An 18,276-nucleotide genomic window follows, 5' to 3' on the forward strand; every position below is an offset into this window, starting at 1 on the left:
GAAAGCGATGTTAATGACGATAGCTTCAGGTTGGAAGAGACTGTGGAAGGAAGAAGAGGGACTTGGCACCCTAGAAATGATCCTGATTATTGCCATTCTTATTGCTGTGGCTGTCATTTTCAGAAAGCAAATTACAGAGATTATTTCCAGTTTGCTAGAAAAGGCAGATAAGAAGAGCAGCGATTTTATGGACGGCAAATGAGTCGGGACCTGGGTTCCGATGAGGCGGGGAGCTTTTCGCTAGAAGCATCCTTGGTGTTTCCTATCATTATGTTCATTATTTTTATACTGCTATTCTTCTGTCTGTATTTATACCAGAAATCCATTCTCATTCAGGTTGCCGCTACTGCTTCCGAACGAGCGGCATATAGTTGGGACAATAGCTATAAAGTACCGACAAATGGTGCGGTGGAGGAAGGGCAGCGTGATCCTCTGTATTGGCGTATGACAGATGATGCGATGATAGGGGCACTGTTTGGCTGGACTGGGGCCGATACACGGCAGGCTGTTGCTATACCAGAAATGTCAACGGGGCAGGGCTTGCCACAGAAGAAGATGTCGCAGGCAAGCGGGGCCATACCGGGCGGAATGAAGGGGCAGCAGTATTATGAGAATTTTATGATTAACCGGAGGGTGACGACGGAGCTAAGCAAGATGATACATCTGCCTTTATTAAGCCGTGTTCTGGAGGGAGACAGACTGTCCATCTCAAGCTATGCCGGGGTGGTAGACCCTGTTGAATATATAAGAACTATTGAACTGATGCGCTATTATGGGCCGAAGTTCAAGGGAACTGGTCAAGGGATACCATTGAAGACCGGCGCAGCAGGGGCAGTGCTACAGGATTACGCAGCCAGAGAAAATTAAGCCCGGAGTGGGAAGAGGAGAGGTAAAGATGTTCCGGCATAGGCACAACGAAGAAGGTGCAGTTTCTGTTTTTTTAATTATTATTCTGGCCTTTGTCTTTGCCTTCACCGCTGTATTCATTGATTACGCTCGTATCGCAGCCCTGCATGTTCAGACGGAAAAGCTGGCTCATGCAGCAGTCCGATCTGTAATGTCCTCCTATGATCCGGTGCTACAGCAGCAGTATGGGCTATTTGCTTATGGCGAAGGGACAGGTAACCGCATAATGACTAAGGTTCTGAATGACAGTACAATAGTTACTTCGCGTGAAGGAGCATTCGGCTTGATGAGGAGCCGTCTGGACAGCAGCACCTTGAGTATGGATAGGATGCTTGGTAGCTATGGGGTGTTCAATACTCAGATTCGAGAGGATATGAAGTACAGGGCACCCGTCACCTTTGCATACGAGATCGTGGATAAGCTGAAGCCGATCTCCCAAGAGATGAAGGAGGCCTCCCATACAGTCGATTTGCTGAAGCGGCTGCATAAGTTGTATGAACAGCGTGAAGCCAAGCTTGATGAGGCCTTAAACCAACAGCGTAAAGCAGCGGCGGGAGCCACAAGTCTTAGAAAGCTTATCATGGGGCAGAGCTCACTTGAGATGAATAAGTACATCTATGAGGAGATGGATAGTGCTGCTGATGCAGCATCGCAATATCTGGATTACCTAGATCGTTATGAAGCATTCAAAAGGGACCCTACCGAACGCAAAGAGAGGGAGCTTCGCGAGTTCAGACAACAGTTGAACAGGCTTCTAGCTCATATCCAGAGCGAATTGGACAGCTTCAGGCAGAAGCATGATACGGGGTTGGTTAAAGCTGAGGCATTGCTAGCAGAGGCCAGAAATATTAATGGTGAAATGAGGCTAGTCATTGCCCAATATAAGCAGCGAGCTGCTAATGACAGCTATGATACGGTGAGCTCATCACCATCACCCACAAATGCCGCTGTGCCTGCAGATGGCCGTCTTGCGGCTACCAGGGATAGAGTGAGCGAATTGCTTACTTCAGAGGATGTATTCCGATCCGTGGAGACAGGGATCGCTCAACAAAGAAATGCGTGGAATGCAGCTAACAACAATATAAGGAGCGTGATTACAACATTAAATAAAATTCCTCTGCGGGAGCATACCGACCTGGAAATGAAGGAAGCCGTAAGACGAGCCTTTGACCGTGTTTATGCTTACGAGAGGGCGTACGTAACGAAAGGCAGTAGCAATAAGCTGGATCAGGAGCAACAGGCACTCGATAGTGCCCGTGGGTCTGATCGTGAGCGCAAAGAGATGGAGAAAAAAGCTACCGAGAGGCTGAAGGAAGCATACGGTCTAATTGATCTGTTAACGAAGAACAAGGAGTCGAACAACTCTTTTCAGGAGCTGAAAGGATATTATGAACAAAGTCTCGCGTTCAATTCAACTGCAGCTCAGCCGACTAGCTTGGTGAACCATTCGGTTGATCCCACCGAAACGGGTGGAGCGGCAATGAATGCCATGGACCAATTATATGAAGCGGCTGCAGGCATGCTAAGCAGCATGGGAGATGAATTTTTTCAGAATGAATATGCACTCTCGTACTACTCACATATTGATTTTGGAAGATTCAAGGATGTGATTGGTTCAGGCACCTCCAGGCAGGGGTTAACGCAGGCCTTGGATGATCAGTTAGAGATTGGTAATCAGGAGGCTGAGTACATTATTTATGGGTTTCATAATGCCACAGGTAACCTGGCAGCAGCTTATGGTGAGATTTTTGCTATGCGAATGGCCATTCGGACGATGGAGGGTCTACAGAAATATTCTTCATTAGGACATCCGCTTGCTGTACTAGCAGCAGCATTGCTGTACGGAGTGGAGAAGGCCATAGAAGATATGCTGATGCTGGCCCAGCAAGGCTATTTGTATTTATCAGACTACGTTCGAATTAAGCTCACTTACAAGGACCATCTCAGATTGTTCATGATGATGCACAGCAGTAAAGGACAGAAGTTGTCTCGCATGCTGGCCTTGATTCGTTATGGGACGGGGGTGAACCCGGCCGAAAGACCGACCTATGCATTAGGTGAGGTGCGAAGTGGTATCAGGCTGTGGTTCCTGCCTGGAGTAATGAAGATGGTAGGAGCAGCTTCTGGAGAAGGTGAGGACATTGAGCATGGAACCTATTATGTCCGAAAGCAGGCACATTTCTCTTATTAAGCACCGATCTGGAAAGGTCTGGGGATTGGAGCGAGGGAGCATTGTGCTGGAAGCTTCTTTGGTCCTGCCTGTGTTCATGTTCTTCGTGATCTTGCTGGTATACATCGTACAAATGACGGTCTTCTCAACAGCTCTACAGACGGTTGCATCTGAGGTAGCCAAGGAGGTAGCAAGCAAGATCTATCCTGTATCGCTGGCCTTGAATAATGCGGATACAACTTTTGGAGATCTTGAGGAGCAGGAGATTGTACCCAAGCTTACGATGGGAGAGATGACAGAGCAGTTCGGACATTCGCTACCGGAGCCGATCGGGCTCTGGGTAGGAGATGCTGTAAGCTCGGGGACTGAGCCATTTGATCGAATGAAAGGAAAGATTACGGAGGCTATGCTTGATCCCGTCGCCAAGCCGTTGCTTAAGCCGTTCATGGATGACCGTATTCTGGACTTGGATCGTATTCATGTTACCAGCGTTCATCTTCCTGCACTCCGGGGCAGAAGCGATCCTTATTTTAAGATCGAGCTATCCTACGTCCTTCCTATACGTATACCTTTTGTTCAGCGTGAGCTGGTCTTGCAGGCGACGGCAGAGGAGCGGCTCTGGATTGGGGATACCGGTGAAGAAATAGGAGATGAGGCTTCGCCGGGTGTCACGGGTACGATTCAGCTTATCGAAGCACCGAAGCCAGCTATCCGAGGAGTGTATAACAAAATACGGGCCAGGATTGAGCCAGGCGGCTCAGCTAATCTGTCCATCTATTACAAGTCAGGAGCAAGTGTGGCAAGACACGTAGGATGGGCTGTGGCCGATGAGCAAGGCTACGTTGAATGGAACTGGTTCGTGGGTACGAATACGACCCTTGGTACATGGAGCTTTGTAATCGAGAGCGATAGTGGAGCAACGCTTGAGGGTCCACTGGAGGTGGCAGACAAAGCTAACAAATAGTTCATATGATATTTCCAGATGGATTAGAGCTGAGCTTGCTATACAAAAATGCTGAATAAAATAATTGGGGGCGTCCATATTGAGCTGGATGTATATAGGGTGCGCATGCTTCTTGCTGATAGCACTATTTACGGATATACGGTCCATGAAAATACCGAATAAGCTTACAATACCCACTATACTTTCAGGTCTGATACTGCACGGATATAGTGATGGCTGGGCTGGGATTCTTTTTGCTGCTGCAGGGCTTGGTACCGGATTCGGGCTACTGTTCATTTTATATTGGGTAGGTGCTGTTGGGGCTGGGGATGTGAAGCTATTTGGCGGGATTGGGGCTTGGACTGGTGCTGCTTTCGTATTACATGCCGCATTCTATTCCATCCTGTACGCAGGTTTGGTTGGAGTTATTATGCTTCTCTGGAGGCGTGAGATGGTAGGTCGTCTACGAAGCTTGCTGCTACAGATTGGAGGGTTCCTATTACTTAGAAGCAAGGTGGCTCTTGCAGCAGGAAGAGATTCTTATCTGCGTTTTCCATTTATGATTGCTGTAATTCCAGGGGTTATCAGTACTTATTTCTATTTGATCCATGCATAAGGAGGGCAGGAGGTGAATTTAACAAGAGATTTTGTTCAAAATGGCGGGATCTTTATGATGATCGACACTGAGAATGGTCTGAGCTCAACTGATCTTAATCGAACACAGGCAGGTATGCTGACCTCCAATCGGATTCACAGCTTATTGGCCTTTAGAATTAAAGAAGTAGATAATAAGGTCACATTTCAGTATGACGTTACAGGTCTGAAAATGCTCTCGCATATATGGTTCTCCCACAGACACTCCATTCAGATGCTGTACAAGCTACTTTATGAAATATTAGATGCATTAGACTCGTCCAGAGAGTATATGCTTACACCTTTGCAATTCGTTGTTCATGAAGACTACATTTTTGTAGAGGGTACGGGGGCTGAATATGCAGTACGTCTGACTTATCTCCCGCTAAGAGAGGGATTCGATGCATGCTCAGTGGGGCAAGACATTAAGCAATTAATTATTCGACTGCTCAGCTCCATAAAAGAATTGGAAGGCGATGGGCTGCAGCGATTACTGCAAATGTGCGATCAGGACATATTTGATCTGCAGGGAATGAAGCTGCTCTTGCTTGAATATTTGGAAGCTAACGATTCAAAGGAGACGAGTATAGCTACAGCCTCGGAGACAGCCATATACTCACAAGCATCTGCAGTACTAGATACGGGGGCTGCACCTGTTAATGTTAGCTCTTCTTCGAGAGCAAAAGGTCTTGTTGCTCAGCGGAAAAGCCAGATTTCAACAGATGGTGTTCAAGGTGATCATCTCTCTGAATCGAACTCGGCTGTGGATTCATATCTAAGTAAAACTGCTCTAAGAAAGACCGAACGACACCCGGAGGGGGAAGGGGAGTATGGACCATTCCTGGGACAACGTGGACGCAGTAGTGGTGAGCGAGCTTCGCACATGGTACAATCTCAGGCTCCCCAGCTTCAAGCTCCGTCATTTAATGATCCACCAGCGTGGAATTATGGGGAGGCTTCGGCTGACGATGATGAGATGGAGGAGGACATTTCAACGAATGGTCCTCGTAAATATCGGACATATATCATGTCAGCATGTATCCTCCTGGCCGCAAGCGTGTGGAGGTATCTTTATCTGGACCATCCAAGTCTCTCCAATCTGATCATAACATCGGCTGTCACCGTTCTACTTAGCACAGTGACGCTATTAGCATGGTTCGGGAAGCTACGTCTCAGCAGAGGTGCTAAAGATTACAGTGAGCATGTAGCAGAGCTTGATTCAGGTGAATTAGAAAACTATGAGCCAGCGAATTCAGGTAAAGGAGCCAAGATATTCCGTTTCCAAGTCGATCGTGTTACAGGCTACATGAGCAAGCAGCAAAGAAAAGGGGATCTAGAAGGCTCCAAAATGGAGATCAACCGTGGAAAGCACATAGGTAGACTAGGGCATGAAGAAGAGCGAACGAGAGAGGCGCTTGGCGGTACAGATCCGTATTTGGCAAGTGATAGTGGCAATGTTCCGGGGAGCCAGGAGAACAACAAATTAGACAATGACCGTAGCAATAGCATTCACTATGAAGAAGTGAATTCAGGTGACTACTATTCCTCATTAAAAGAAAATACGGATATTCTTGCGAGCAGTTCATCGGATGCAACCCGTTTTTTGGGGTCAGAGGATCGTAAGCTTGCTCAACAGCGGCAGGAGCACGACACGCAGGTCGCTTGCTTGTATCTATTAGATACAGAGGGCAACTACTTGAATGAGACGGTACCGATCAGGTTGTCGCGGAGTAGCTTCACTATAGGAAGAGGCGAAGAGAGTGCCTACCGGATTTCAGATGCCGAAGGTCTGTCACGTCTGCATATAGAAATATCAGAGTCTATGAGGGGGGAGTATCGGATCAAGGATCTGGCATCTACTAACGGCTCTCTACTTAATAATGAAGCGATGATACCGTATAAGGAATATCTACTTCAACATAGGGATATTTTGAAGCTGCCGGGAGTCGCTTTTCAATATTCAAGTCCTCTTAGTACAGAGAGACCATCTAATGTAAGTCATGGGCTGGCAAATTGAGCTAAGTGAACCCGACGGACCTAAGTGAAGCTGACCTATGAAAGCTGACCTAAATGAAGCTGATTACTTGCAAGTAGGCCTACTGTTCCATTATAATGGTCCGTACAATTACAGATCGGAATCACGCCATTGAAGAGAATCCAACTCGGAGGCGTTATCGCCAGGGGAGCTAGCTACTCTCCAAGTTAACCGGAACCGCCCGTTATCGCGGACCAAGAGGCCAAGCAGGCACCATAAGCATGCTTTGGCAAGTTGGGTGGCACCGCGAGCAGAGCGCTCCTCGTCCCAAGGGATGAGGGCGCTCTTTGCATTTTTTTAGCCAAAGGAGACGGTAATGATGTTGGATTTGAAATGGATTCGGGAGCATGCGGAGCAGGTACAAGAGGCTGCTAACGGCAAAAGGATTGATGTGTCTGTAGATGAGCTGTTGGCCCGGGATGAAGAGCGGCGTGCTCTATTGCAGGAGACGGAGCTGCTGCGGGCAGAACGGAATCGTCATTCGACGAAGGTCGGTCAACTGCTGCGTGAGGGGATGAAGCCGGAGGCAGATGCGCTGCGTGAGCAGGTGCTGAACATCAACGAACAACTGGCGAGACTGGATGCTACTCTGGATCAAGTGCAGCTTGAGGTGAAGCGTTTATTATATTTGATTCCTAACGTCGTATCTCCAGATACACCTGTTGGTAATTCTGACTTGGATAATGTAGAGCTACGTGTGGTAGGTATGATTCCCTCACTGCCGGTAGGCTTCCGGGATCATGTGGAGCTAGGGGAGCTTCATGACCTGCTTGATATTGCACGTGGGGTCAAGATGGGCGGGGCTCGTAGTTATGTCCTGAAAGGCGCCGGCGTATTGCTGCATCGAGCTGTTCAGCAGTTGGCAATGGATATCCTGCTACGCCATGGATTCACTCCTCTGGAGGTACCGTTACTGGTCAGGGAGCCAGCTTTACTCAATACAGGCTTCTTTCCGCTAGGGCGTGATCAGGTCTATAAGCTGGAGGATGAAGAAAGATGGCTAGTAGGCACATCCGAGGTTCCATTGGTATCCTATTACGCAGATGAAATTGTTGATGTAAGTGAACCTATAAAGCTTGCTGCTGCATCCACTTGCTTTCGCAGTGAAGTAGGCTCCAGTGGTCGGGATGTAAGAGGACTGTATCGGGTGCATCAATTCGCGAAGGTGGAACAGGTCATCCTGTGTGAGCCGTCTGCTGATGTATCCGAAGCCATGCTTCAGGAAATAACAGGGCATGCCGAGGAGCTATTACAGCTATTGGAATTACCTTATCGAGTGGTTGCAGTGTGCACAGGAGATATGGGGCAAAAAACGTACAAACAGTATGATATCGAGACATGGATGCCTAGCCGTAATGCATACGGGGAGACGCATTCCTCCTCGAACCTTCATGATTTTCAGGCTCGTCGCTCTAATATTCGTTGCAGGGATGCGGAGGGCAAGCTCGTCTATTGCCACACCTTGAATAATACAGCCGTAGCTTCACCACGCATTCTAATTCCACTGCTGGAGAATCATCAAATGGAGGATGGCAGTATTCGAATCCCTGCAGCCTTGCAACCATACTTGAATGGTCTGGAAGTGCTGGAGGCAAGCAAGTGAGTAGGTGAGAAGCAAGTAGATAAGAAGCAATTGAATAAATAAGAAGCAAGTGAATAGATAAGAAGTAAGTGACTAGAGCCATGTAGTGTTCAGGAGGGCTTAAGAGCCCTCCTGCTCCGCCCGATGCAGAGCCTCCAAAGCTTTTTCCAGCGTTGGGAATTGGAAGGTATATCCATGCTCCAGCAGCTTGGCAGGGAGTACCTTCTGTCCCTCCAGAACGAGCTCGCTGGCTTCACCCATGGCTGCGGATACTGCAAAACCAGGTACCTTCAGCCAATGAGGCCGATGATAGACTTTTGCAATGGTTTGGCCGAAGTCCTCATTGCGTACAGGATGGGGAGCTACAGCATTTACTGGCCCAGAGATGCTAGTATCGTGAATGCAGTGGTTGATAATGCCAACCATATCAGCGATGTGGACCCAGCTTGTCCATTGCTGTCCATCACCCATTTTGCCGCCGACACCAAGCTTGTAAGGCAGACGCAGCAAAGGATAAGCTCCGCCCTTATTGCTCAGTACCACAGTAATTCTAAGTTTCACTAAACGTGTATCTTGGATGGCGTCGGCTGCCTGCTCCCATTTTGAGCTGACTTCTGCCAAAAAGCTGTCAGTACGAGTGGGCGAGTTCTCTACAAAAGTAGCTGTATCCGAGGTGCCGTATATGCCCATAGCCGAAGCCTGGATGACTACTTTGGGCTTGTGCTTGAGAGCTGCTACAATGCTGGCGACAGAAGCAACTGTATCGAGTCTGGATTGCAGGATGCGCTTCCTGGCTGCATTCGTCCAGCGTTGGTTCAAATTCTCGCCTGCGAGATTGACCAGGGCATCGATTTCTTCCAAATGCTCTGGATTATGCTTCAGCTCATCCCAGGTTACATAAGTAATAGCGGAGTCTGATGCTTCTCGATCAGGAGATTTTCGCGATACGATAATGATGTCATGGTTATTTTTTTTGCTGAAGTCTACCAGTGCGCTGCCAATAAGCCCGCTTCCACCGCAAATAGCTATTTTCAAGTGTATCTCCGTCCTCTTCAATGGAGTGATATATACGTTGTTTCTAAATTAAAATACCCGTGTACAGATGCTTGACGCTTTTATCGCGCAGGTATGAATGTGATTCTTATCATAACGGAAATAATTGTCTGGAAACAAAAGGAGAAGAAATACAGATGTAGCTTATCCAACGCATTTACAGTACCCTTCGCATTCACAGTACCTACACATCCATCGTATCTTATGGGTCGTACCGCATCCATGGGTTTCTTTGTATCTATGGTTTCATGTGATCAACCGTGTCATTGCATCCTTCGTAACTATCATTCATCATCGTCATGTCTATGATATCCATCGTATCCTTTGCATCAACTACGCCGTCACATTGACACTTCTCTTATATTCTCATATCTTCTAGGATATTAATGTTGTTTGTACGTGATAATCACGTTAGAATAGGGGAATAATTCGCGAAGGTTAAAAGGGGGATGCAACATGTTGAAAATCGGTTCCCATGTATCTTTCTCGGACAAGGGCCTGCTAAGTGCCACGAAGGAAGCGGTATCTTACGGGTCCAGTTCATTTATGATTTATACAGGAGCACCACAAAATACACGTCGCAAGCCGATGGAATCCATGTATTTGGACGAAGGTAAGCAGCTTATGGCTGAGGCAGGGATGGGCGAGATTGTCGTTCATGCCCCATATATCATCAACCTGGGATCTTATAAAGAAGCAACGTACGAGCTTGCCGTTAGCTTCCTGCAGGAAGAGATTCGTCGCACACATGCGATTGGCGTGAAGAATATCGTGCTCCACCCGGGTGCCTTTACGGACAAGGATCAGGAATACGGGATTAACCGCATTGCCGACGGTCTTAACGAGGTGTTGAGCGGGGTTAAGGAGACGGAAGTCAATATTGCCCTAGAGACGATGGCGGGAAAAGGCACGGAGATTGGTAGAAGCTTCGAGGAGATCGCGGCCATTATGGATAAGGTCGAGCACAATGAGCGTCTAACGGTCTGTATGGATACATGTCACATTCACGATGCCGGCTATAATATTGTGGACAATCTGGATGGGGTGCTTCAGGAATTTGATCGGCTCGTCGGTGTGGATCGTATTGCAGTCGTTCACTTGAATGATAGCAAGAATCCGGTAGGCGCTGGCAAAGACAGACATACACCTATCGGCACGGGATACATCGGATATGACACGATTCGCAATATCGTCAATCATGAGCTGCTGAAGGATCGTCCGTTCATTCTGGAGACACCATGGATTGGTAAGGATGCCAAGACGCAGCAGCCGATGTATGAGGCTGAAATCGCACTTCTGCGCGGTAATGTAGCTGAGCGCTTCGGTGAGCAGTTCTTGACGCAAGTAGAAGAGCTGCATGCATTTTTCCGCAAGTCCGATACGAATCTTCGGGAATTTGTCCTGAGTACCTGGGATCTGCTGAAGAGTGATGCTAAAGCGAGAAAAGCTGACCCAAGGGAGCCACTGGAGCGATTGTACGATACCGTTGTGCAGGCGTCTATTTTCCCGGAGCTTACAGAACAAGAGATTAACCACCGCCTCATTGCCCTGCTGTCAGGCAAGGAGCTGTTGGTGAATGCATAATCAAGGGGGATCATTTTTCAAATGGAGCTTCATGTAAAGAACACACACAATGCTGCACACACGACTCATGCTAATCGTGCACGCATGTTGATTTCCTGTCCGGATGGTCCGGGCATCGTTGCAGCTGTCTCACGCTTTTTGCATGAGCACGGTGCGAACATCGTTCAATCCGATCAGTACACAATGGACCCAGAAGGCGGAATGTTCTTCATGCGTGTCGAGTTCGACCTTCCCGAACTAGATTCCTCGCTGCCAGGCCTGGAGCAGGATTTTGGGCAGGTAGCTTCCCAGTTCAATATGGATTGGACGATCACGAATGTGAGCCGTAAGAAGAAGCTAGCGATCTTCGTCTCCAAGGAGGATCATTGTCTCGTAGAGCTGTTGTGGCAATGGCAGGCAGGTGATCTGGATGCGGATATCGCTATGGTCATCAGTAACCATCCAGATATGAAGGAGTACGTTGAATCATTCGGGATTCCGTACCATCATGTACCTGTAACGGCGGATACGAAGGTTGAGGCAGAACGGCAACAGTTGGAGCTGATCGGTAACGAGATTGATGTTATTATTCTGGCTCGTTATATGCAGATCATCTCACCTAAGTTCATTGAGCATTACCGCAATCGCATTATTAACATTCATCATTCCTTCTTGCCTGCCTTCGTGGGGGGAAAGCCTTATGCGCAAGCCTATAACCGTGGGGTTAAAATTATCGGGGCTACGGCACACTATGTGACCGAGGAGCTGGACGGCGGTCCGATCATTGAGCAGGACGTTCAAAGGGTCAGCCATCGTGATGATGTAAATGAGCTGAAGCGGATTGGACGGACCATTGAGCGTGTCGTCTTAGCCCGTGCGGTCAAATGGCATGTAGAAGATCGTATTCTGGTGCATGAGAACAAGACGGTTGTATTCTAATCAATGACCGTATTCTAATTCAAGTGATTTTTTTGTATAGCCCGTAGAAGCTGTTCCTTGAGGACGGACTCTATGGGCTATATTTGGTTTTATACCTTGGCTTGGTGCACAGGTGTACAGGTTGATGTATACCTGTCGTGTATTTCCTTTTGTGTATCACTTGTACATTTCCATCTGTGTATTACTTGTGTGTCCCTGTCTTTAAAGCTGTTTGTGTTTGTGTTATATATGTTTGTGTTACATATGTTTCTGTCATTTATGTGTATGGCATATAAAGTTATGAACTGCTGACATGTAGCTACTTTATTTTTCATGGGGTGCCGTAGAGTACTATTACGTTGCTTCATTGTTTGTATGCTATGTGTTTACTTACTGACTATTGGTGCATTCAGGAAATACTCAACGTGCATTCATAAGTGCTTCAGCTTCATGGGAGATAATGTGAGGGAATCAAGAGTTCGTACCAATCTTATCTTTACTATTATCAATGGAAAGAGGCCTAATCCCATGGAAAAGAAAAACTTAGCTACAATTGCCGCAATGCTCACGATGACCGTTGCCCTTAGCGCTTGCGGAAGTACAAATGATACATCTAGCTCAGGTGCAACTAACTCCTCCTCCGCTGTATCCAGCACGAACTCTAATACTGACACCAATACCAACACCAAAACCAATACCGACATCGACACCGACACAAGTAACGATATGAACGCTAGTATGAGAAGTACGGATACGAATACAAGTAGTGGAACGGACGCTGCAACTCCGCAGGCTGCGAATGATGGCAGGACAGGAACACCACCGCAAGGCACGCCGCCGGCAGGTGGACCGCCAGAAGGAACACCACCAGATGGAACACCTCCTGAGGGTGCACCGCCGGAAGGGGAGGGCAATCCACCATCCAAGCCAAATGAAGATCAAGCAGCAGCAGACGGCGCCGCCTCTGGCAGCACATCGGATGCTTCAACAACTGCAACGGATGCGGGAAGCCAAAGTGGGCAATAATCCTTACTGGAGTTAGTCTGCAAAACCATGTCACTAGAATGCGTCAGACTAGTTGGCCCCACCTTTTGAGACCCAATAGAGAGAGTTAAATACCAACCCACACGCAATGTGTATAAGCTATTTTGGTCAAGGGCTTTCGCAGAGATGAGTTCCTTTTACCCTCATGGGTGAAGGGAGCTTTATTTGCGTTATTTTGGAGTTCTCTACCAACATGCATAATGATGCAGTCCTCATGGTAGCCCGGGTGAGGGGTATTCCGAGTGACGACACGGTCCGAATTGTATTCTGGTTTGACAATGGAGCATTGCTTTACTTATAACGGGTATATTATTTGATAATGGCTTCAAAGCGTTTTGACATCTGGCAAAGCCGCGTGGCAAATGGTACAATACATGAGAATGAATAAGTCAAATTGAAAGATTCAAGCAGATGGATTCCATCGGACAGCGCAATGACCAACATTGTCTGCTCTGGGGACGCCTCTGTGCCACGACTCACCAACGGTATACTTTGTTATTTATTATGAGGAGGCTTACCATGACTGACGACAAGCAAGCGATTCATAAGGAAGAGAACTCAACGATTGATAACCTGTCCATTACGACGATCCGTACACTGGCTATTGACGCTATTGAGAAAGCCAAATCCGGTCATCCGGGCATGCCAATGGGTTCGGCTCCAATGGGCTACCAATTGTTTGCGAAGACGATGAACCACAACCCTGATCATCCGACATGGATTAACCGCGACCGCTTTGTACTTTCCGCTGGACATGGCTCCATGTTGCTATACAGCCTGCTCCATCTGAGCGGGTACGATCTGCCTATGGAAGAAATCAAGCAGTTCCGCCAATGGGGAAGCTTGACTCCAGGTCACCCTGAATTTGGTCACACAGCTGGTGTAGATGCTACTACGGGTCCTTTGGGACAAGGTATTGCGATGGCTGTAGGTATGGCTATGGCTGAAGCTCAAATGGCTGCTACGTATAATAAGGATAAATTCAATGTCGTAGATCACTTTACATATGCGATTTGCGGCGATGGAGACCTGATGGAGGGTGTATCCCACGAAGCAGCTTCCCTTGCTGGACGTCTGCACCTTGGCAAGCTGATTGTACTGTTCGATTCCAACGATATTACTTTGGATGGTGAGCTGAATCTTTCCTCCAGTGAAAGCGTAGCTAAGCGCTTTGAAGCTTATGGCTGGCAAGTGCTGCGTGTAGAAGATGGTAACGATCTCCCTGCCATCGAGAAAGCTATTGCTGAAGCACAGGGCGAAGCGATTCGTCCTACCCTGATCGAAGTGAAGACGGTCATCGGTTACGGAAGCCCGAACAAGCAAGGTAAAGGCGGCCATGGTGGTACACACGGTTCTCCGCTGGGTGCGGAAGAAGCGAAGCTGACCAAGGAATTCTACAAATGGGTATATGAAGAGGATTTCTATGTACCACAAGAGGTTCGTGAGCATTTCGCGAGCGTGAAGGAAAAAGGAATCGCCACTAACAAAGAGTGGGATGCACTGTTCGCTGAGTACAAAAAGGCTTATCCAGAGCTGGCAGCACAATTCGAGATCGCGATTAGCGGCAAGCTTCCAGAGGGCTGGGATCGTGACCTGCCTAAGTACTCCGCTGAGGACAAGGCTGTCTCCACTCGCGTAGCTTCTGGTAATGCACTGAACGGCCTGGCACCGAACATTCCGTTCCTGACTGGCGGCTCTGCAGACCTTGAGAGCTCGACGATGACACACCTGAACAACCTGACCAACTTTACTCCAGAGGATTATGCGGGCCGCAATATCTACTTCGGTATCCGTGAATTCGGTATGGCAGCAGCCATGAACGGTATGGCTCTGCACAGTGGTGTGAAGATCTTCGGCGGTACGTTCTTCGTATTCACTGATTACCTGCGTCCAGCTGTACGTCTGGCTGCATTGATGGGATTGCCTGTAACCTACGTGCTTACGCATGACAGTATTGCTGTAGGTGAGGATGGCCCGACTCACGAGCCAATCGAGCAGCTCGCTTCCCTGCGCATCATTCCGAACCTGACTGTAATTCGCCCAGCAGATGGTAATGAGACTTCCGCAGCTTGGGCTTATACGATGGAAAATACGGGCAATCCGGTAGCGCTGGTGCTGACTCGTCAGAACCTGCCGATCCTGTCTGCTACAGCAGAGCATGCACGTGAAGGTATCCGTCGTGGTGCTTATGTCGTGGCTGATGCTAAGGAAGGTACTGCAGTGGCGCAAATTATCGCTACAGGCTCCGAGGTTCAACTGGCTGTGAAGGCTCACGAAGCACTGGCTGCCGAAGGCATCCATGTCCGTGTCATCAGTATGCCGAGCTGGGATTTGTTCGAGAAGCAGGACAAGGCGTATAAGGATTCTGTAATTCTTCCATCTGTAAAAGCTCGTCTGGCTGTAGAGATGGCTTACCCGATGGGCTGGGAGAAGTATGTGGGTGACCAAGGAGATATCCTCGGTATTTCCACCTTCGGTGCTTCCGCACCTGGCGACCGCGTCGTAAGTGAATATGGCTTCACTGTAGAGAACGTAGTTAGCAAAGTGAAAGCATTGCTGTAGTCTTAACTATAAGCCTTAGGCTTTTGGCAATATATCTGACCGGACAAAGGAGAAGCGGCATCCATGGGGCGATTTGACAACGTTAGCGTTATTAAGAAGGCAAATATCTATTATGATGGTCAGGTTACTAGCCGTACCGTCATTTTGCAGGATGGCTCCAAGGTTACGCTTGGCATCATGCTTCCAGGCTCTTATGAATTTGGGACTGATTCTCGTGAGATTATGGAGATTCTCGCTGGCGATCTGCGTGTACAACTCCCTGGTGAAGAGCAATGGCTGGAGATTCAAGGAGAAGGAACTTTCCATGTTCCTGCCAAGTCCTCCTTTAAGCTGGAAGTGCGCAGTGTAACGGATTACTGCTGCTCTTACCCGGCAGATTAATGTGAGTAGAGGGAGCTTACCGAGAGCAGTACCCGCTTTGGCCGGAACAATTCCTATTGAGGGAGCTAAGTCAGCCAAGTAGCAGTACTTGATTTTGGAGGCTGCCGGAGGGTAGGTACCGTGATATTACGGTCTTACCCTTTTTCTATCCCACAGCAGAACAGTACTATAGCACCATAGCACGATTACTAGTCTGACTTATATCACAGCTATAGCTGCTGCCCTGTGGCATCATGGTCAAGGGCCGCTTTGTGGCATACGCTTGTCAGGTTCTTTAAATTAAAGTATTCTATTGCTAAGTCGCATCAGAGGCAAATGCCCTGACCATTGGCAATGGTAAAACAGGAGGTTCTATCCATGTCCAAAAAAGTAACATTCGATTACAGCAAGGCACTGAGCTTTGTAGGCCAACACGAAGTTGATTATTTCGCTGAGCCCATCAAGCTGGCTCATGAACAGTTACATAACCAGACGGGAGCAGGCTCTGACTACCTCGGCTGGATTGATCTGCCGACCAACTATGATAAAGAAGAGTTCTCACGCATCCAAAAGGCAGCTGCCAAAATCCAAAGCGATTCCGAGGTTCTGATCGTCATCGGAATCGGTGGATCTTACCTGGGCGCGCGTGCAGCGATCGAGATGCTGTCTCATTCCTTCTATAATATGCTGCCGAAGGACAAGCGTAAGACTCCGGAAATCTACTTTGCCGGCAACAACATCAGCTCCACTTATGTGAACCATCTGCTGGATCTGATTGAAGGCAAGGATTTCTCCGTCAATGTCATCTCCAAGTCCGGTACGACTACGGAGCCAGCCATTGCTTTCCGTATTTTCCGTGCAGCACTGGAGAAGAAGTACGGTAAAGAAGAGGCTCGTAAACGCATCTATGCTACAACGGACCAAGAACGTGGTGCATTGAAGAAGCTGGCGAATGAAGAAGGCTACGAATCCTTCATTATTCCTGACGACGTAGGCGGACGCTACTCCGTGCTGACAGCTGTAGGCCTGTTGCCTATCGCTACTGCTGGAATCAACATCGAAGAGATGATGCAAGGTGCTGCTGATGCTTCCAAGGAATACAGCAATCCTAATGTTGCTGAGAACGAAGCTTACCAGTATGCCGCTGTACGGAACGCTTTGTACCGTAAAGGCAAAGGCACTGAGATCCTCGTGAACTACGAGCCTTCCCTGCATTTCGTATCGGAATGGTGGAAGCAGCTGTTCGGTGAGAGCGAAGGTAAGGACTTCAAGGGAATTTACCCGGCATCGGTTGACTTCTCGACAGACTTGCACTCCATGGGACAATTTATCCAAGAGGGCAGCCGTAATATTTTCGAGACAGTTATTCAGGTAGAGAACGTACCTAGCCATATCACCATTGAGGAAGATGCAGACGATCTGGACGGTCTGAACTTCCTGACTGGCAAGACGATGGATTTTGTTAACAAAAAAGCGTTCCAAGGAACGATGCTTGCTCACACAGACGGTCAGGTTCCTAACCTGATTGTGAACATTCCAGATATGACACCTTATTCGTTCGGATATCTGGTATACTTCTTTGAGAAGGCTTGTGGCATCAGCGGATACCTGCTGGGTGTGAATCCGTTCGATCAGCCGGGCGTAGAGGCTTACAAGAAGAATATGTTTGCACTGCTGGGCAAACCAGGCTTTGAGGAAGAGAAAGCGAAGCTGGAAGCAAGATTGACTGAGTAATTCAAACCTGAGGGAACTGAAGCACAGAGGTTGCGTCATCAAGTAGCCTCTGCATAACAAGACAAGAAAGCAGTTCACTGTATGCAAGCCGTGGACTGCTTTCTTGCAAAATCTGATAAGATTGGATTGTTACGCGTATGTTGGAAAGCTATCGAACCGTTCGTCAGGCCGGACATCGTGAGATTGTCATCAAGAAGTCCCGCTTCATCGGATATGTGCAGCCGGTGGAAGACGAAGAGGCAGCGATTGCGTTTATTGACGGAATCAAGAAGCAGAACTGGAATGCCACGCATAACTGCTCCGCTTATATGATTGGCGAGCGCGATGAGATTCAGAAGCAATCGGATGACGGGGAGCCGAGTGGTACCGCTGGCAAACCGATCCTGGAGGTCATCCGCAATCAAGGCTTGAAGAATGTTGCTATTGTAGTAACTCGGTATTTTGGTGGTATTATGCTGGGAGCCGGTGGCTTGATCCGCGCTTATACGGATGGTGCGGTCGCTGCCATTGAAGCAGGGGAAGCTATTACGCGAGTGCTACATCAGGAAATAAAGGTTGAATTGGACTACACATGGCTGGGCAAGGTAGAAAATGAGCTTCGGGGTCGTGGAGTCCGAACGGGGGATACTGTATTCACGGATAAGGTCGTGTTGGCCTGTTATCCTGTAAGTGGTGAAGCGGAGGCCTTTCAGCACTGGATGACAGATTTGACCCAGGGACAGTGCCTTTTAACGAAGGGAAGCCAGCTTTACTTTATCGAAGGGGAATAAATA

The 18,276-nt window shown here is 48.2% G+C and carries 15 protein-coding genes; 14 read left to right on the plus strand and 1 reads right to left on the minus strand.

Annotated features, from left to right (window positions below):
* The first annotated feature begins 7 nt into the window (after nt 1-7).
* The 7 genes from MKX74_RS05695 to serS all read left to right on the plus strand — a co-directional run bounded on the left by MKX74_RS05695 (nt 8) and on the right by serS (nt 8,290).
* A complete protein-coding gene (locus MKX74_RS05695; RefSeq protein ID WP_018886609.1) occupies nt 8-202 on the plus strand; it encodes a Flp1 family type IVb pilin in 195 nt (64 codons plus the stop codon).
* A complete protein-coding gene (locus tag MKX74_RS05700; protein WP_018886608.1) occupies nt 199-867 on the plus strand; it encodes a TadE/TadG family type IV pilus assembly protein in 669 nt (222 codons plus the stop codon). The genes MKX74_RS05695 and MKX74_RS05700 overlap by 4 nt, the downstream gene beginning before the upstream one ends.
* Before the next feature lie 28 nt (nt 868-895).
* Nucleotides 896-3,097 (plus strand): hypothetical protein, encoded by a 2,202-nt coding sequence (locus tag MKX74_RS05705; protein WP_341177768.1) that lies wholly within the window; start codon nt 896-898, stop codon nt 3,095-3,097.
* Nucleotides 3,066-4,040: a TadE/TadG family type IV pilus assembly protein gene (locus tag MKX74_RS05710; protein ID WP_026281261.1), complete on the plus strand. Its 975-nt coding sequence runs from the start codon at nt 3,066-3,068 to the stop codon at nt 4,038-4,040. Before MKX74_RS05705 ends, MKX74_RS05710 begins: the two co-directional genes overlap by 32 nt.
* Nucleotides 4,041-4,119: 79 nt before the next feature.
* The gene (locus MKX74_RS05715) at nt 4,120-4,635 is read left to right on the plus strand and encodes an A24 family peptidase (protein WP_018886605.1); all 516 of its coding nucleotides are present in this window, start codon (nt 4,120-4,122) and stop codon (nt 4,633-4,635) included.
* 12 nt (nt 4,636-4,647) lie between these two features.
* Nucleotides 4,648-6,669 carry a DUF6382 domain-containing protein gene (locus MKX74_RS05720; protein WP_341177769.1) on the plus strand — a complete coding sequence of 674 codons (2,022 nt, stop codon included), beginning with the start codon at nt 4,648-4,650 and terminating at the stop codon, nt 6,667-6,669.
* Between the two features lie 337 nt (nt 6,670-7,006).
* Nucleotides 7,007-8,290, plus strand: coding sequence for a serine--tRNA ligase (serS, locus tag MKX74_RS05725; protein WP_018886601.1), 1,284 nt, complete (start codon nt 7,007-7,009; stop codon nt 8,288-8,290).
* 99 nt (nt 8,291-8,389) lie between these two features.
* On the opposite strand, the gene MKX74_RS05730 is transcribed toward serS, so the two are convergent.
* A complete protein-coding gene (locus tag MKX74_RS05730; RefSeq protein ID WP_018886600.1) occupies nt 8,390-9,304 on the minus strand; it encodes a TIGR01777 family oxidoreductase in 915 nt (304 codons plus the stop codon).
* Nucleotides 9,305-9,778: 474 nt separating this feature from the next.
* On the opposite strand from MKX74_RS05730, the gene MKX74_RS05735 reads away from it, so the two are divergent.
* The 7 genes from MKX74_RS05735 to MKX74_RS05765 all read left to right on the plus strand — a co-directional run bounded on the left by MKX74_RS05735 (nt 9,779) and on the right by MKX74_RS05765 (nt 18,273).
* Nucleotides 9,779-10,906, plus strand: a complete 1,128-nt coding sequence (locus tag MKX74_RS05735) for a deoxyribonuclease IV (RefSeq protein ID WP_025678143.1) — start codon at nt 9,779-9,781, stop codon at nt 10,904-10,906.
* 21 nt (nt 10,907-10,927) lie between these two features.
* Nucleotides 10,928-11,824 (plus strand): formyltetrahydrofolate deformylase, encoded by an 897-nt coding sequence (gene purU, locus MKX74_RS05740; protein ID WP_341177770.1) that lies wholly within the window; start codon nt 10,928-10,930, stop codon nt 11,822-11,824.
* Nucleotides 11,825-12,331: 507 nt separating this feature from the next.
* On the plus strand, nt 12,332-12,829 hold the full coding sequence (locus tag MKX74_RS05745; protein WP_341177771.1) for a hypothetical protein: 498 nt from the start codon (nt 12,332-12,334) through the stop codon (nt 12,827-12,829).
* Nucleotides 12,830-13,366: 537 nt separating this feature from the next.
* The gene (gene tkt / locus MKX74_RS05750) at nt 13,367-15,409 is read left to right on the plus strand and encodes a transketolase (RefSeq protein WP_018886596.1); all 2,043 of its coding nucleotides are present in this window, start codon (nt 13,367-13,369) and stop codon (nt 15,407-15,409) included.
* 63 nt (nt 15,410-15,472) lie between these two features.
* The gene (gene ppnP, locus MKX74_RS05755) at nt 15,473-15,790 is read left to right on the plus strand and encodes a pyrimidine/purine nucleoside phosphorylase (protein ID WP_018886595.1); all 318 of its coding nucleotides are present in this window, start codon (nt 15,473-15,475) and stop codon (nt 15,788-15,790) included.
* A gap of 357 nt (nt 15,791-16,147) precedes the next feature.
* Nucleotides 16,148-17,503, plus strand: a complete 1,356-nt coding sequence (locus MKX74_RS05760) for a glucose-6-phosphate isomerase (protein WP_025681485.1) — start codon at nt 16,148-16,150, stop codon at nt 17,501-17,503.
* Between the two features lie 137 nt (nt 17,504-17,640).
* Entirely contained in the window at nt 17,641-18,273 is a 633-nt protein-coding gene (locus MKX74_RS05765; protein WP_018886593.1) for a YigZ family protein, read from the plus strand.
* The last annotated feature ends 3 nt before the right edge of the window (nt 18,274-18,276 follow it).

The sequence above is a fragment of the Paenibacillus sp. FSL K6-1230 genome, from assembly GCF_038002385.1.
GTDB classification, from domain to species: domain Bacteria; phylum Bacillota; class Bacilli; order Paenibacillales; family Paenibacillaceae; genus Paenibacillus; species Paenibacillus massiliensis.

Coding starts and splice junctions, on each gene's coding strand:
- MKX74_RS05695 (WP_018886609.1), top strand. CDS start 8: ATGTTAATGACGATAGCTTCAGGTTGGAAGAGACTGTGGAAGGAAGAA.
- MKX74_RS05700 (WP_018886608.1), top strand. CDS start 199: ATGAGTCGGGACCTGGGTTCCGATGAGGCGGGGAGCTTTTCGCTAGAA.
- MKX74_RS05705 (WP_341177768.1), top strand. CDS start 896: ATGTTCCGGCATAGGCACAACGAAGAAGGTGCAGTTTCTGTTTTTTTA.
- MKX74_RS05710 (WP_026281261.1), top strand. CDS start 3,066: ATGTCCGAAAGCAGGCACATTTCTCTTATTAAGCACCGATCTGGAAAG.
- serS (WP_018886601.1), top strand. CDS start 7,007: ATGTTGGATTTGAAATGGATTCGGGAGCATGCGGAGCAGGTACAAGAG.
- MKX74_RS05735 (WP_025678143.1), top strand. CDS start 9,779: ATGTTGAAAATCGGTTCCCATGTATCTTTCTCGGACAAGGGCCTGCTA.
- purU (WP_341177770.1), top strand. CDS start 10,928: ATGGAGCTTCATGTAAAGAACACACACAATGCTGCACACACGACTCAT.
- MKX74_RS05745 (WP_341177771.1), top strand. CDS start 12,332: ATGGAAAAGAAAAACTTAGCTACAATTGCCGCAATGCTCACGATGACC.
- tkt (WP_018886596.1), top strand. CDS start 13,367: ATGACTGACGACAAGCAAGCGATTCATAAGGAAGAGAACTCAACGATT.
- ppnP (WP_018886595.1), top strand. CDS start 15,473: ATGGGGCGATTTGACAACGTTAGCGTTATTAAGAAGGCAAATATCTAT.
- MKX74_RS05760 (WP_025681485.1), top strand. CDS start 16,148: ATGTCCAAAAAAGTAACATTCGATTACAGCAAGGCACTGAGCTTTGTA.
- MKX74_RS05765 (WP_018886593.1), top strand. CDS start 17,641: ATGTTGGAAAGCTATCGAACCGTTCGTCAGGCCGGACATCGTGAGATT.